Annotated in this window: 14 protein-coding genes and 1 pseudogene; 14 read left to right on the top strand and 1 reads right to left on the bottom strand. The window is 60.7% G+C overall.

Annotated elements, in window-relative coordinates:
- The 3 genes and pseudogenes from FCU66_RS27130 to fghA form a co-directional block, all read left to right on the top strand.
- Positions 1-279: pseudogene (locus tag FCU66_RS27130) on the top strand (S-(hydroxymethyl)glutathione dehydrogenase); the annotation flags it as partial.
- 51 nt (positions 280-330) lie between these two features.
- The gene (gene gfa / locus FCU66_RS27125) at positions 331-900 is read left to right on the top strand and encodes an S-(hydroxymethyl)glutathione synthase (RefSeq protein ID WP_136617945.1); all 570 of its coding nucleotides are present in this window, start codon (positions 331-333) and stop codon (positions 898-900) included.
- Positions 901-1,115: 215 nt separating this feature from the next.
- On the top strand, positions 1,116-1,952 hold the full coding sequence (gene fghA, locus FCU66_RS27120; protein WP_136617944.1) for an S-formylglutathione hydrolase: 837 nt from the start codon (positions 1,116-1,118) through the stop codon (positions 1,950-1,952).
- Positions 1,953-1,980: 28 nt separating this feature from the next.
- Here the strand turns inward: fghA and FCU66_RS27115 are convergent, their stop codons facing one another.
- Positions 1,981-2,853, bottom strand: coding sequence for a helix-turn-helix transcriptional regulator (locus FCU66_RS27115; RefSeq protein WP_136617943.1), 873 nt, complete (start codon positions 2,851-2,853; stop codon positions 1,981-1,983).
- Positions 2,854-3,065: 212 nt separating this feature from the next.
- Between FCU66_RS27115 and FCU66_RS27110 the strand changes: the two genes are divergently transcribed.
- The 11 genes from FCU66_RS27110 to FCU66_RS27060 all read left to right on the top strand — a co-directional run bounded on the left by FCU66_RS27110 (position 3,066) and on the right by FCU66_RS27060 (position 14,889).
- A complete protein-coding gene (locus FCU66_RS27110; RefSeq protein ID WP_168991873.1) occupies positions 3,066-4,121 on the top strand; it encodes an aromatic ring-hydroxylating oxygenase subunit alpha in 1,056 nt (351 codons plus the stop codon).
- Positions 4,122-4,208: 87 nt separating this feature from the next.
- Positions 4,209-5,222 (top strand): PDR/VanB family oxidoreductase, encoded by a 1,014-nt coding sequence (locus FCU66_RS27105; RefSeq protein ID WP_136617941.1) that lies wholly within the window; start codon positions 4,209-4,211, stop codon positions 5,220-5,222.
- A 15-nt stretch (positions 5,223-5,237) separates the two neighbouring features.
- Positions 5,238-6,284 carry an adenosine deaminase gene (gene add / locus FCU66_RS27100; RefSeq protein ID WP_168991872.1) on the top strand — a complete coding sequence of 349 codons (1,047 nt, stop codon included), beginning with the start codon at positions 5,238-5,240 and terminating at the stop codon, positions 6,282-6,284.
- A gap of 93 nt (positions 6,285-6,377) precedes the next feature.
- Positions 6,378-7,409, top strand: coding sequence for a BMP family lipoprotein (locus FCU66_RS27095; protein WP_136617939.1), 1,032 nt, complete (start codon positions 6,378-6,380; stop codon positions 7,407-7,409).
- 82 nt (positions 7,410-7,491) lie between these two features.
- Entirely contained in the window at positions 7,492-9,006 is a 1,515-nt protein-coding gene (locus tag FCU66_RS27090) for an ABC transporter ATP-binding protein (RefSeq protein ID WP_136617938.1), read from the top strand.
- Entirely contained in the window at positions 9,003-10,070 is a 1,068-nt protein-coding gene (locus FCU66_RS27085) for an ABC transporter permease (protein WP_136617937.1), read from the top strand. Before FCU66_RS27090 ends, FCU66_RS27085 begins: the two co-directional genes overlap by 4 nt.
- Positions 10,067-10,999 carry an ABC transporter permease gene (locus FCU66_RS27080; RefSeq protein WP_136617936.1) on the top strand — a complete coding sequence of 311 codons (933 nt, stop codon included), beginning with the start codon at positions 10,067-10,069 and terminating at the stop codon, positions 10,997-10,999. Before FCU66_RS27085 ends, FCU66_RS27080 begins: the two co-directional genes overlap by 4 nt.
- A 754-nt stretch (positions 11,000-11,753) precedes the next feature.
- Positions 11,754-12,410, top strand: coding sequence for a 4-carboxy-4-hydroxy-2-oxoadipate aldolase/oxaloacetate decarboxylase (locus tag FCU66_RS27075; RefSeq protein ID WP_181956571.1), 657 nt, complete (start codon positions 11,754-11,756; stop codon positions 12,408-12,410).
- Between the two features lie 22 nt (positions 12,411-12,432).
- The gene (locus FCU66_RS27070; RefSeq protein ID WP_136617935.1) at positions 12,433-13,791 is read left to right on the top strand and encodes an amidase family protein; all 1,359 of its coding nucleotides are present in this window, start codon (positions 12,433-12,435) and stop codon (positions 13,789-13,791) included.
- An 11-nt stretch (positions 13,792-13,802) separates the two neighbouring features.
- A complete protein-coding gene (locus FCU66_RS27065; RefSeq protein ID WP_136617934.1) occupies positions 13,803-14,231 on the top strand; it encodes an ATP-binding cassette domain-containing protein in 429 nt (142 codons plus the stop codon).
- Positions 14,206-14,889: a GntR family transcriptional regulator gene (locus tag FCU66_RS27060; RefSeq protein WP_136617933.1), complete on the top strand. Its 684-nt coding sequence runs from the start codon at positions 14,206-14,208 to the stop codon at positions 14,887-14,889. Before FCU66_RS27065 ends, FCU66_RS27060 begins: the two co-directional genes overlap by 26 nt.
- Positions 14,890-14,994: the final 105 nt, after the last annotated feature.

Here is a 14,994-nt window from a genome sequence, read left to right as displayed (position 1 = left end):
CATCGCGGCTGGGGCAAGTCTGTCGTCATCGGTGTTGCCGGCGCTGGCCAGGAGATCTCGACACGGCCATTCCAGCTGGTCACCGGGCGCACCTGGATGGGCACCGCCTTCGGCGGCGCGCGCGGCCGCACCGACGTGCCAAAAATCGTCGACTGGTACATGGATGGCAAGATCGAGATCGACCCGATGATCACCCACACGCTGAAGCTGGAGGACATCAACAAGGGCTTTGAGCTGATGCTCGCCGGTGAAAGCATTCGCGGCGTGGTGGTTTACTAAGGAGAAGAAAAGCCGCCGACCGAAGCACGGGTTCAACAAGGGAGGAAGAAAATGCCTGAGAAATTGCATCCCAAGATCGACAACGGACTGCCCAAGGAAAGCGCAAGCTTTGCCGGCGGCACGCTGGTTTGCGCCTGCACCAGCAAGCCGGTGAAGGTGAAGGTCAAGGGCCAGATCGCCCACAACCATGCCTGCGGCTGCACCAAATGCTGGAAGCCGGCAGGCGCAGTGTTTTCGGTCGTTGCCGTCGCCGGCACCGGCGACGTCACCGTCGCCGAGAATGGCGACAAGCTCAAAGTGGTCGATCCCGGCGCGCTGATCCTGCGCCACGCCTGCACCGGCTGCGGCGTCCACATGCACGGACCGGTCGAGCGCGACCATCCGTTCAAGGGTCTCACCTTCATCCACCCCGAGCGCTTCGAGGAGGATGGCTGGTCGCCGCCAGGCTTCACCGCTTTCGTCTCGTCGATCATCGAATCCGGTGTCGACCCGAAACGCATGGACGGCATCCGCGCGCAGCTGAAGTCAATCGGCATCGAGCCCTATGACTGCCTCAACCCCGGCCTGATGGACTACATCGCGACATGGACCGCGAAGAAGTCCGGAGCGCTGCCGGCCTAATTTTGTGCGGTCCAATCAATGATAGGCATACGCCACGCTGAAGGTTCTGTGTTCCCAAAATTCGGAGCCTCCCCAGTGTTGGCGTAAGACCGGCGGCGTAGTCGAGCCAGCGCAGCTCGATCGCGCCGCCGGTGCAGTTTTGCGAGGCGCAAGGTTGCGAGCGCCGTGACCGGCAGCTACGCCGGTCACGATGTCCTGACAAGAAGGCAGATCTGATGAAAGTTGTTTCCACATCCAAATCCCATGGCGGCGTCCAGGGGGGTTATTCGCATGCTTCCGAGGTGTGTGCCTGCGACATGACTTTTGCCGTCTTCGTGCCGCCACAGGCCAAGGACGGCCCAGTGCCGGTTCTGTGGTACCTGTCGGGACTTACCTGTACGCACGCCAATGTCATGGACAAGGGTGAGTACAGGCGCATGGCGGCCGAACTCGGCCTGATCGTCGTGTGTCCCGACACAAGTCCACGGGGCGCTGACGTCCCGGACGAGAAGGACAATTGGCAGTTTGGCAGCGGCGCCGGCTTTTATGTCGACGCGACGCAAGCCCCCTATGCGAAAAACTACCGCATGTATTCTTATGTCGGCGATGAACTGCCCGTGTTGATCGCCGCCAATTTTCCCGCCGATATGTCTCGCCAATCCATCTTCGGCCATTCGATGGGCGGACATGGCGCGCTGACCATAGCGCTGAAGAACCCCGAACGCTTTAAAAGTTGCTCGGCTCTCGCGCCGATCACGCAGCCGAGCACGGCGGGCTGGTCGAGGCCTGCGCTACAGAAATATCTCGGGTCAGACGAGAAGAGCTGGCGCCCCTACGATGCCACTTTGCTCATCGAGGACGGTCGTCGTTTCGGCGCCTTTCTGGTTGATCAGGGCATGGCCGACGGCTTCCTGCAGGACGGTCTTCGCCCATGGTTGCTTGAAGAGGCCTGCAAGATGGCCGGCATCGAGCTCACGCTGCGCATGCAGGAAGGTTACGACCACTCCTACAACTTCATCTCGACCTTCATGGACGATCATCTGAAGTGGCACGCCGCTCGATTGGTCAGGTAGGCCGGGTAGGCCGGGTAGTGGGCGGACTTCACTTGCCGACGATCGAATTTGTCTCCGGCAGAGCCATGCCGTAAGCGGTGTCGGCGGCGCCCTCGGCGATATCGCTGGCCAGGCGATAGCCCTTGTTGGCGCGCACTTCGCGCGGCGACATGCCGAACTGTTCGGAGATTTGGCGCGAGAAGTGAAACGGGTTCTTGTAGCCGCATTGATAGGCGATCTCGGAGATTGCGAGGCCGGTCTGCAGCAACAGCGAATGACCGTGGTTGGCGCGCACTTGCCATAGGTAACGCACCGGCGTCACGCCAATGTGTTTGCGAAATGAAGAGACGAGGTGCTGCGGGGTTACCCCCACCAGCGCTGCGAGCCTTTCGACGGTGATCTCCTTTTCATAGTTCTCATCGATGTAGAAGCGGGCGCGCAGCACCGAACGTGGCGTCAGGCGTTCTTGCTCGGACATCTGTGCTTCGTGGAAATAGGCCAGGAAAATGGCCTCGCCGAGCGCGTTGCGGAGCATGTTGAGATTGGAACTCGAGCCGGCGCCGAGCTCGACGCCCAGGCGTTGCATCGCTTCGACCCTTTGCGATAGCGGGATGCGAGGCGACAGGGAACGCAGGCGCACCGCCAGAGCTTCCGGCAAATCGCCCGCATATCCCTCGCACCAGCTGACGCGGGTGTTGCGGCCCTCGGCATACTCCATGGACAGATGCCGCTCATTACGGAAAAAACCGCAGCTGCGCGGTCCCATCACCGTTTCGTCGTCGTCGCAGAAAACGCGCGCCTTGCCTTCGTGGATGATCAGCAAGGTGACATAGCGCTCCTTGAGAGGACCGTAGACGCCACCCGCCGGGTATATCGCTTCGCCGAATATGAATCCGCGACCGCCGTCGATGAATGCGTGCATGGCCAAAATCCTGCTCGCCGCCCGGCATCTTTTGTAACACGGCTATACGGTGCTTCAAAGGCGGAACGAAACCGATCTTAACTGCAGATATATTTTCCACCACGGCAGGCATTCCGCGAAAACCGCGGCTGAGGGATACTTTCCAGCGTCCGATCGAGGTTGTGGTGCTTCCGCTCGGACAAGCCAGCGAGACTGTTCCGAGGAGGAAGCGTGTGTTTCTGCCAGCCGATCATTCCAAGACCAAGGACGACCTGCCGCGCGGCTGTACATTCGCGGCAAGCGACTGGCATATCCTTGCTTCATTCTGGCATCCCGTCGCTTTCATCCACGACATTGCCGACAAACCTGTCCGGGCCAGGCTGCTCGATGTCGATCTGGTGATCTACAAGACATCGGCCGGCATCACTGTTGCCCGTGACCTCTGCCCGCATCGCGGTACCCGCATCAGTGCCGGCTGGATGGCCGACGACCAGATCGTGTGCCCGATGCACGGCCTGCATTTCGACCATAGTGGCGCCTGCTCGAAGATACCTTCGATAGCCAATTCGGAAGGACGAATTCCGCCGAAGCTGAAGCTCGAGACCTATGCCTTTGTCGAGCGCTACGGCATCGTCTGGACTTGCCTGAAGAACGATCCGATCTGGCAGCTGCCCGAGTGGGAGGGCATCTCAAATCCCGATTTCAGAAAGGTTTATGTGCCGAACGGCACCTGGTATGCGGCAGCCAGCCGGCATGTCGAAAACTTCAATGATGTGGCTCATTTCCCATGGGTGCACACAAAGAGCTTTGGCGGCAGCACTGCTGACCCGATCCCACCATACGAGGTCGAGCAGACCGACTATGGTCTGCGTTTCGAGCTGCCCTATCACGAAGGATTCAACCGTTTTGACGATGGCGTCGAGGGCGATGAGCGCGATGTGGTCTACACATACGAGCTTACCTATCCTTTCTCGACAATCATCAAGATCGCGCCGCAGGGTGCGGGCTATGTCGTCTATTTCGCCGATACGGTGTGTCCGGTCTCGGCGCGCGAGACACGCATCTTCCAACTGATGACCGACACGACGGGCGATCCCGACACCGATTATTGGATCAAGGACGCGCTGCTCATCAACGACGAGGACAAGCCAATGGTCGAAGAGCAGCACCCCGAAGAATTGCCGCTCGATCTGAGTGAGGAAATCCATGTGCCATCGGATCGCATGTCGCTCGAATACAGGCGTGGCCTGGTCAAGCGCTTTGGCCTTGGCGCACCGGTCGCGAGTTGATTGCGAGGCGTACCGCAACTGGAGACATCAGGTTGAAGTCATGACTGTCAGATCTGCATCAGCACCCGTTTCAACAGGAGCACGGGCATGATCGTCGGCCTGTTGGAAAACCGCAAGACGACGCCGTCGCCTAAGGCTGATGCGCGGCTGCGCCTTCGTGTGACTCGCAGGCAGGAATGTGCGCAAGGCATCGCGGCCTTCGACCTTGCTGCCGCCGACGGTGGCGAACTACCCGCCTTCACCGCCGGATCGCATATCGACGTCTACCTGCCGGGCGGCATGACGCGACAGTACTCCTTGCGCAACAATCCGGCCGAGCGCCACCGCTACTGCATAGGTGTGCTTCGAGAGGCCGCCGGACGCGGCGGCTCGGCCTACATGCACGACAGGTTGAAGGCCGGCGACACCGTCGAAACGGGTCGGCCCCGCAACGCCTTTGAACTGGAGGACCAAGCACCGTTCTCGGTGCTGCTCGCCGGTGGCATCGGTATTACGCCGATCCTGTCGATGGCGCATCGCCTGTCGGCGCTCGGGCGCGACTTTGCCTTCCACTATGGCGCACGCAGCATGTTGCGCCTGGCCTTTCGCGACGAGATTCAAGCTTCGGCCTTTGCCGACAAGGTGCGTTTCCATCTCGATGACGGACCGGCTGAGCAGAAGCTGGATCTGGCGGCACTACTCTCCAACCGCCGACCTGGCGCCCATCTCTATGCCTGTGGGCCAGCCGGCTTTCTCGACGCGGTGATTGCCGCGGCAAGGAATGCCTGGCCATCCGAAGCAGTGCATCGAGAGTATTTCGCCAATGCCGGCCGGCCAAATCAGGCGATCAAAGACAGACCCTTCCGCGTGACCCTTGCCAGCGACGGTCGCAGCTTTGAGGTCGTACCCGGGCGCAGCATTGTCGAAGTGCTCGGCGAAAACGGCATCGAGATCCAGGTTTCCTGCGAGCAGGGCATATGCGGCACCTGCGTGACGCGCGTGATTTCGGGTGTGCCGGACCATCGTGACCTTGTGCTGACCGAAAAGCAGCATGCGGCCGGCGATCGCATGACGCCATGTTGTTCACGCGCGCTGACCGATGAGCTGGTGTTGGATCTGTAAAGGATGGAAACGGCGATGGATCTGGACCAGTTCACAAAGGCGCTGCCGAAGGCCGAGTTGCATCTGCATCTGGCAGGGGCAGTGAAGGCCGATACATTTCTCAAACTGGCCCGGAAGAATGGCGTCGCACTACCGCAATTCGGTGAGGCCGACGAACTCTACCGCTACGACAACCTCGTCGACTTCTTGCAGATCTACGATCTGGTAGCACGTTCCGTCGTTAGCGCAGACGATTTCCACCTGATCACCTATGGAGCACTCGCGCATGTCGCCAATGCAGGCGGACGCTATGTCGAGTTCTTTTTCAGCCCACAGGTGCACCAGGACGCCGGCGTCAGCTATCAGACGATGTTTTCCGGCATCCTGAAGGCCATGGACGATGCCGAGACGGATTTCGGCCTGGTGTCGCGGCTCATCCCCGCCATCAACCGCGAGCTCACGATCGACCGTGCCTTCGAATTTCTCGATCTGGTGCTGCCCTTCCGTTCCGACAAGGTGATCGGCATCGGCCTGGACTATGATGAGGAACCGTTCCCGCCAGCGCCTTTCAAGGCGGTTTACGACCGGGCAAAAAAAGCCGGGATGCGGTTGACGGCGCATGCCGGCGAGGGGGGGCCTGCGGCCAATGTGCGCGATGCGCTCGACCTGCTTTCGGTGGAGCGCATCGACCACGGCTACAGGGTCATCGAGGACGCCGGCCTTGTCGCGCGGTGCATTGACGAAGGGATCGCCTTTACCGTCTGTCCGAGTTCGACGGTCATCCTGACGCACTGGCGGGATTTGACCGCCGCCGACCATCCCATTCGAACCATGCTCGATGCTGGTCTCAAGCTGGTGGTCGACACCGACGATCCGCCGATGCTGCAGACAGACCTTGCCAAGGAATACCGGCTGCTTGCCGAGACCATGGCGCTCGATCGCGGGACGCTTGCACAGCTCGCGCTCAATTCGCTCGATGCGGCATGGCTCGACGATTCAACCAAGCGCGACTGGCGTGCCTCGTGGTCGGCGGAGATCGATCGCCTGCTGGCCAGAGCGGAGCAATCGTCCACGAACAGCTGAGATCAGTGCCGCCCGGGAGAGGCGGAAATGGAAGACAAAACGAAAAGAATGGGATGCAACCCAAAATGACCTCAGAGGGAAAGGCAGAATCCTATGTTTATGATCTTCGTCAGAAGGGTGGCGGCACTGTCCGCACTCGTCGTCGCTCTCATCGCCATTGGTCCAGGACTGGCGAGGGCCACCGAACCCGACAAACTTCGCATTGCGGTCATCCTGTCGGCTGGAATTGAAAGCGGCTGGGACGGCACGCTTATCCAGGCCCTGGAACGGGTGAAGGCCAAGAAGCCGCATGGCCTCGATATCACCTGGAAATACACCGACCCGTTATGGGGGGACGATGCCGGAGACGCGATGCGGCTGTTCGCCGAAAGTGGCCAGTACGACATCATCTGGGCTCACAGCACCTATTCGGACCAGGTGAAGAAGCTCAAGGACGAGTTTCCCAACATCCTGTTCGTGGTCGTCGGATCGGGCAATGATGGCTTCGGCGGCAACCAGTACTGGATCTACAAACGCGTGCACGAGCCGGCCTATCTACTGGGCACCATAGCCGGCAAGATGACCAAGTCCAACAAGCTCGGCGCGGTCGGCACATTCCCGGCGGATGACGTGAATGACGAGATCAACGCCTTCTTCGCCGGTGCCAAGGCGGCAAATCCCAAGGCCGAGCGAACCGTCGCGTTCATCGAATCCTGGTACGATCCGGCCAAGGCGGCTGAATACACCTCGGCTCAGATCGCAACCGGCGCAGACCTGATCTTTCAACTGACTGGCAATTTCAAGCCGTGTGAAGAAGCCAAGATCCTTTGCTTCGGCAATTTCCAGGATCAGCATTCGTTCTCGCCGTCGACGGTGCTATCGAGCACGGTCGCGCTGTGGGATCCCGACGTCGAACATGTCGTCGATGCCTGGTGGGCCCACGCGGCCGAGGGCAAGCCCTATGCCGGCAACACGGACAAGCACTGGTTCTCGATGAAGGATGGGGGCTCGACCATGGCGTCCTATGGTGAACTCGAGGCGAAGCTGCCGGAAAACGTCCGCGCCGATGTCGATGCGCTGAAAGCCAAGATCATGGCCGGGACGTTCGAGGTGCCGGTCGACGTATCAGATCCAAAGGCGCATTGATCCTTCCGAGATCATCCGGCCGCGACGTGCCGCCGAGGCCGTCGCGGCCGATGCTTCCGCCTCCAGCCTTTTGGAACCAGCCATGTCCACTGCTTTGCGCGTCGAAGGCTTGACCAAGCGCTTCGCCGGCGTTGCCGCCAACGACGATGTCGACTTCGATCTCCGTCCCGGAGAGATCCACTGCCTGTTCGGCGAGAATGGAGCTGGGAAGTCGACACTCTCATCGTGCATCTTCGGTTTCTATCGCCCTGACAAGGGGCAGATATTCGTTCGGGATCAGCCCGTTCACATCGCCTCGCCGATCGATGCGATCCGCCACGGCATCGGCATGGTGCACCAGCATTTCGTGCTGGTGCCGGAATTCACCGTGCTCGAAAACATCATCGTCGGCACACAGCGCTCGGGCTGGCGGCTTAACGCTGCCGAGGCCAGGCAGAAGCTCAAAGCCATCTGCGACGGTTACGGCCTCGACATCGATTTCGACGCCTATGTCTGGGAATTGCCGGTCGGTCGCCAGCAATGGGTGGAGATATTGAAGGCGCTCTATCTCGATGCCGAAATCCTCATCCTCGATGAGCCGACGGCGGTGCTGACGCCGGCGGAATCGCGCATCCTGTTCAACATCATGGGCAAGATGTGCGCCAGGGGCCTGTCGATCATCCTCATCACCCACAAGCTGATCGAGGTCATGCAGTCCAACCGGGTCACGGTGCTGCGCAAGGGCAAGGTCGTGGCAACGCTCAACACCGTTGAAACGTCTCCGGACGAACTCGCCCGACTGATGGTCGGCCGTGCCGTGTCGTTCACGATCACCAAGCCAGAGCTGAAACCGGGTGAGACGGTGGTTGCGGTCAAGGGGCTGACCGCGCACGGACACTGGGGCGAGGCCGTTCTCAAGGACGTTTCCTTTTCAGTCGCGCGCCACGAGATCCTCGGTATAGCCGGCGTTGCCGGCAACGGCCAAAAGGAGTTGTTCGAGGTGCTGTGCGGCGTGCGCAAAGCTCAGGCAGGCTCGATCTGGCTGATGGACGAGGAGATAGCCGGGCTCACCCCCCGCTGCCTGATGGATCGCGGCGTCGGTCACATTCCGGACGATCGTTTCCGTGAGGGTCTGGTGTCGGAATTCAATGTCGCTGAAAACCTGGTGCTCGGCTGGCAGCGTAGCGCGAAATACCGCAGCGGCCCGCTGATAAACTCCAAGGCCATCGCCAAGCTGTCGCGCGACATGATAGCCGAGTACCAGATCGCCACGCGCGACGAAAAGGTCGCTGCTGGAAAGCTGTCGGGTGGCAACGCGCAGAAAATCATCATCGCGCGCGAATTCCGGCATGCCGCCGGTCTGATGCTCGCCAATCAGCCGACGCGCGGCCTCGATGTCGGCGTCATCGAATATGTGCAGTCGCAGTTGCTCAGGAAGCGCACAGAAGGTTTCGCCGTCATCCTCGCCTCAGAGGAATTGAGCGACCTGTTCGGCCTCGCCGACCGCATCGCGGTGATGTTCAAGGGCGAGATCATGGGCATCGTCGATCCCAGGAACACGACCATCACCGAGGTGGGGGCCATGATGGCAGGCCGCCGGCAAGGGACAATCCAATGATCCGCTTCGAACCGAGAACCGAACGCGACGGCCTGTGGACCGCCGCATCCTTCGCCATGGCCGTTGTTGCGGGGCTTGCCGTGTCGGCCCTGCTGCTTGCTTCGACCGGTGCCGATGTCGGTCAGGTCTTCGCAGCACTCGTGCAGGGTGCCGCCGGCTCGCCAAAGGCGTTGGCTACCACGCTGGTGAAAGCGACGCCGATCATCCTCGCCGGACTTGCCACCGTCATTGCCTTCCGCGCGCAGCTCTGGAGCATCGGCCAGGAAGGCCAGGTCTTTGCCGGCGCCATGGGTGGGTATCTTGGCGGGCAGGTTCTGGCCGGTATGCCGCCGCTGCTGTTTTTCCCGGGCGTGCTCGCATTTGGCATGGCCGCAGGCATGGCGCTCGGTTGGCTCGCGGCGCAGCTGAGGAATCGCTTCGGCGTCAACGAGATCATCTCCACGGTGATGCTGAATTACCTCGTCATCTATCTGCTGTCCTGGCTGCTGCAAGGCGGCCCGTGGGGCGAGAACGGCGCCACCATCTCCTACCAGCAGTCGCCGATGCTGCCTGAGGAAGCTTTTCTGCCGGCACTGTTCGGCAGCAACAGGTTGCATGCAGGCGTGCTGTTGCCGTTCCTCGCTGCCGCTCTGTGCGCAGTGGTGATATCGCGGACGCCGCTCGGCTACGAGATACGCGGCCTCGGCTACAATCCCGAGGCGTTGCGGCACAAGGGCGTCAACATCGCCCGCACCGTTACCATCGTCATGATGGCAAGCGGCGCCCTTGCCGCCCTTGCCGGGGCAACGGAACTGTTCGGCGTGGCGCACAGGCTGCGCGCCGACAACCTTATCGGTCTCGGCTATGCCGGCATCATCGTCGGCATGATCGGCGGCCTCAGACCGCTCGGCACGGTCGTGGCCGGACTGTTCTTCGGGGGACTGGCCAGCGGTGCCGTCTACATGCGGGTGCTTGGCGACGTGCCTGCGTCGCTCGTGCCCGCCATCCAGGGCATCACGCTATTCTTCTTCCTCTGCGCCGGCGTGCTGGCGCGTTACCGCGTGGTGAGGGTTGCATTCCAATGAATCAGCTGTTCCAGGAAGCGATCATCGTCAGCATCCTCGCCGCCACCATGCGCACCATGACGCCGCTGTTGTTTTCGGCGATGGGCGAACTCATCACACAGCGTGCCGGCATCTGGAACATGGGTGTCGAAGGCACGATGCTGACGGGTTCCTTCGCCGCCTACATCGCCGCAACGACGACCGGGTCGCTGTGGCTTGCGGTGCTTGCGGCGATCGTCGCCGGAGCCTTGATGGGCGCCATCATCGCCTTCATGACCGCAACCTTGCGCGTCGACCATTTTATCGCCGGCCTCGGGCTCAACCTGCTCGCCGGCGGACTGACGCTCTACTGGTTCCAGAGCTACATCCAGGGCCGGGCACAGCCGACATTTTCCGGCTTCCAGGACGTCGCCATCCCGCTGCTTTCCGACATTTCGGTGATCGGACCCATTCTGTTCTCGCAGCGCGCGCTGACCTATGTCGCACTGCTCACCGTGCCGCTGGTGTGGTTCCTGCTCTATCGCAGCCGTTACGGGCTCGAATTGCGTTGCCTTGGCGAGAACCCCAAGGCACTCGATGTAAAGGGCCTTAGCGTAACCGCCCGCCAATTTGCCGCGGTGATGATCGGCAGTGCGCTGACAGGTCTTGGCGGCGGCTTTCTTATGCTCGGCTTTTCAGATCGCTTTCTCGCCGACTTCACGGCTGGGCGCGGCTGGATCGTGATCGTGGCCCTGATCGCGGGAAACTGGAAACCCAAAGGGGTACTGGTCACGGTCATAGCTTTCGCCTTCCTTGAAGCGCTCGCCACGCATCTACAGGTGCTAGGGGCGCCGGTGCCACACCAACTGCTCCTGGCGCTGCCATATCTGGCGTCGATCGGGCTTCTGATGGGTGTTCGCTTCCGGAGCGGTCAGCCGACCCGGCTCGGCATACCGTACAAGCGGGAATGACAGCGCTCCGGCGTCAGAGGTCTCGACAGGGGCAGAGCCGGAATCGTCCCGGGCATTCGGGAAGTGCGGATAACGGCTATCCATCAGCACATCTCTGATCCAAGCGATCCATTTCCGGCCGGCTATCGTTTGCCGGACACTTGGCGGGTTGAAAAAGTGAATTGAAGGCGATGGTGCTTGGCATCTTCGCGGCAAGCAGTGGTTTTCTGTCAGACCTCGTCTTCGAGCCTCGAGATCGCACCAGACCGTGCGATGGCGTGGCTGAACAAACGACCTGCCAGGCCTCGATCTCCCCGACCGGCAGCATCGGCTGTCTTTTCACATCGCCCAGTCCAACTTGCGGATTCAAGGCTCCTCCTGACTGGGGTGCTCCGTTGATTTCATTGCGAGATTTTGTCCGATGGCGCTACCATAGCGGAGGAATTTCTCATAGTTTTCAGTGAGTTAAGCGGATTTTGGTAGCGGGAGAGCGCTACCGCCTTTCCCCACATTCGGCCTTGCCGCATTTCGCGCTTCGTTGCCGTGTGTAACGCGAAGCGACCTAATTTCTCCATTTGTATGACAGTTTCAAGGCTCGGGTGGCGCCATCGAGACTTGGCCGACTGACCTGACGGCTATGGAGCAGCTCGCGCGCTGCAACGAGCTGCTCGCCCATACAAAAATGACAGCTTTGTCGTCAAAGGTTAGATTTTTGTTGACAATCCTTATAATATCGCTGAATAAGAGAGCCTTCCTGCAAACATGAGAGTTCACGATGACAATTGCCGAAAGCGCCGCTGCTCGGGAAATCCTGGCCACCCTTATGGAGCTCGGCTCCGCGACAATTCACGAGGCCCAAGGTCAGCGGGGCGCATTGTGTTCGGCGATCAAGCCCGCTGATCCTGCTTCGAAGCTCGCCGGACGAGCCGTGACCGTGGATGCCTCGCCAGGCGACAACCTTGTTATCCACTACGCGCTCTCCAAAGCACGACCAGGCGACGTGTTGGTCATCGACGCCAAGGGCTTTGTGGAAGCAGGAGCGTGGGGGGACATCCTTACGCTAGCCGCTCAGACGGTCGGAATCGCGGGCCTGGTAATCGACGGCGCCGTCCGCGACGCGGAGGCCATCATCGCGATGAATTTTCCAACCTTTTCGCGGGGATTGTCGATCAAAGGAACGGGCAAGTACCTGCCGGGTAGAGTGAACATCCCGATCATCTGCGGCGGCGTTCGCGTGGAGCCGGGAGACATCGTGGTGGGCGACCGAGATGGGGTGGTTGTGGTTCCTGCCAACAATCTGGAAGCGGTGCTTGCCGCGTCGGAGAAGCGGGCGGCCACCGAGGAACTTTACCGTGGCGAGCTGAAGCGGGGAACTTCCACCATTGAGTTGCTGCATCTTGAGAATGTGCTGAGCAAGCTCGGGATGGTCTGATCAGACGAGCGTGGCAAAGGACATGTACAGTTCTCCCGGGACTCTTTCACGGATTGCAGCCGATCTCGCCTTGGGCGTTACGACCAGCAGGGCCCTCGTTGAGGCGGCGCTGGAGAAGATCGCGGCTGATGGCCGAGCGTTCCGGACTGTCTATGTAGACCGCGCGCTGCAGGGCGCCGATTGCGCGGATGCCCGGCGCCGCTGCGGCCGGGTCGTATCGCCGCTCGATGGAATCCCGTTCACCGTCAAGGACAACATGGACGTTGCGGGGGAAGTAACCGCTGCCGGATCGCTCGTGCTGCTGTCGCAACCGCCGGCAAAGAAGGATGCACAGGCCGTCGCGCAGTTGCGCAAAGCAGGTGGCATCATCCTCGCCAAGACTTACATGCCTGAGCTTGCTTTGGCGTCGATCGGCACCAGTGCGCATTATCTTGCACCTGGCAGCGCTTTGGACGATAGGCGCGTCCCGGGGGGCTCCAGCAGCGGCGCTGCCGTGGCGGTAGGGCGCGGGGTCGTGCCAGCATCGTTGGGCACGGATACTGGAGGCTCGGTAACCATCCCTGCTGCCCTCAACGGGATCGTCGGCTACAAGCCGACGGCCTCGCTGATATCGCTCGACGGCATCGTGCCTCTATCGCTCCATCTCGATACGGTGGGCGCAATCGCAAATTCGGTCGACTGCTGTCGGCTGGTCGCTGGGGCGCTGGCCGGCAATGCCGATCAGCTTAGCCTCGATACGCAGCAACGGCCGCCGGCCTCGCTTCGCCTCGCAGTTCCCACGAACTATGTGATGGACGAGCTCGACCCCTGCGTGTCGGAGGCGTTTCGAACAAGCCTCGATACTCTCAGCGATCTGGGCGCAAATATTTACGAGATTGAAATTGCCGAATTGAACGGCATTCCGGAAATCTACATGGGCGGCGGGTTTGCCATGCCTGAGATGGCTTCCTGGCTCAAGCGTCGAGGGTTGTTGGTCAATGAAGCCGATTTCGATCCCCGGATGTTTTCGCGTATCAGCGAGGGGTGCGCAATGTCGGCTTTGGCTATGCTCGACAAGATCGCGTTGCGGCAAGAACTTGCCTTGTCTGCGAGGGAAACGTTGTCGCGATGGGACGCGATAATCCTGCCCACCACCGCGATAGTCGCGCCGCTGTTCACCGAGGTCACCGACGACAGCGGTTATCGGCGTCTCAACATGCGGCTCATGCGCAATTCTCGCATCGCCAACATTCTTGACCTCTGCGCGGTGTCGATCCCCCAAATGAGTTCCGATCCCTCCATCGGTCTCGGTCTACTGGTCGCGTGTCCAGCGGGAATGGATGAAGCGGTGCTTGATATCGCCGATACCATCATGACCGCCCTGCATATGGCAAAGCTGTAAGGAGACAGGGCTTGTCCGACCTCGCCCAGACCGAGCCACTCCTCGAAACACGCTGGCTCAACAAGAGCTTCCGCGGGCTTAGGGCTCTCCGCGACAACAATCTCAGCATCCTGCACGGCGAGATAGCCGGCGTGATCGAGCCTAACGGGTCTGGCAAGAGCACATTGTTCAACGTCATCACTGGCTTCACGCCCCCGACTTCCGGCGAGGTGTACTTCAAAGGACAGCGGATCACCGGCAACAGTCCGGCGGGGGTGGTCGAGCGCGGTATCGCCCGCACCTTCCAGGGAGCCCGCCTGTTCGGTTCTGAAGGTAGAGCAGCCTTGCCTCATTTGTCTTGCAAAAGACGCTCATTTGGATACAATTTACGCGCGATTGTAGGCAAAAAACGATTACAAGTATGCGAGGACAATAGTGCCGAAAACTGTAAAAGCCGCTGATCCTGTTTCGCTAGCGACCGGCGTGCGCGAGCAGCTCGAGCAGATCATTTTGAGCGGTGAATATGCGCCAGGAGAGCGTCTCAACGAGCTGGCGCTGACAGAGCGTCTGGGTGTCAGTCGCGGGATCATCCGTGAAGCGACGCGATCACTGGAGAACGCGCGGCTCGTCGAAATCATACCCAACCGGGGCGTCGTGGTGAGGACGGTCGACGTTCCCGATGCCCTCGAACTCTTCGATGTTCGTGCCGGCCTCGCGAGTGCTGCTGGCAGGCTGGCCGCCGCACGAGCGACAACGGAGCAATTGCGGTCGCTCGCGAAATTGCATGAAGAAATGAACGATCTCGTCAGAGGCAACGACTCGGTCTCGTACGCAACTGCCAACCATGCCTTTCACGATGCGGTCATGCTGGCGTCCGGCAACAGCCGATTGCAGGAACTGGACCTGACGGTGCGTAACGAGATGCAACTTTACATTCGCAAAGGCGTGCTGGGAGAGGCGCAGCTCAAGGTATCCAATCTAGAACACGGCCGTATCCTCAACGCCCTTAAAGCCGCCGACGCCGAAGCGGCGGCGCGGGAGTTCGAGCTGCATATTCTCAACGGCAAGCAACGGATGCTGGAGAGCTTGCGCAGCAGTCCTGCACGCAGAGCCAGCTAGAAACAAGATCACTGCAAACGACCGATCGCCAGGCGTGGACGCGAAGTCGCGATCCGCGCGACGGGGACGCTCGAAACGCGCTGGAAGAAAGCACAGTCATGAATT

The sequence above is a fragment of the Mesorhizobium norvegicum genome (assembly GCF_004919685.1).
GTDB classification, from domain to species: Bacteria; Pseudomonadota; Alphaproteobacteria; order Rhizobiales; family Rhizobiaceae; genus Mesorhizobium; species Mesorhizobium norvegicum.
Note: the sequence above shows the minus strand (reverse complement) of the source record. Positions and strands in the feature narration are given on the sequence as shown.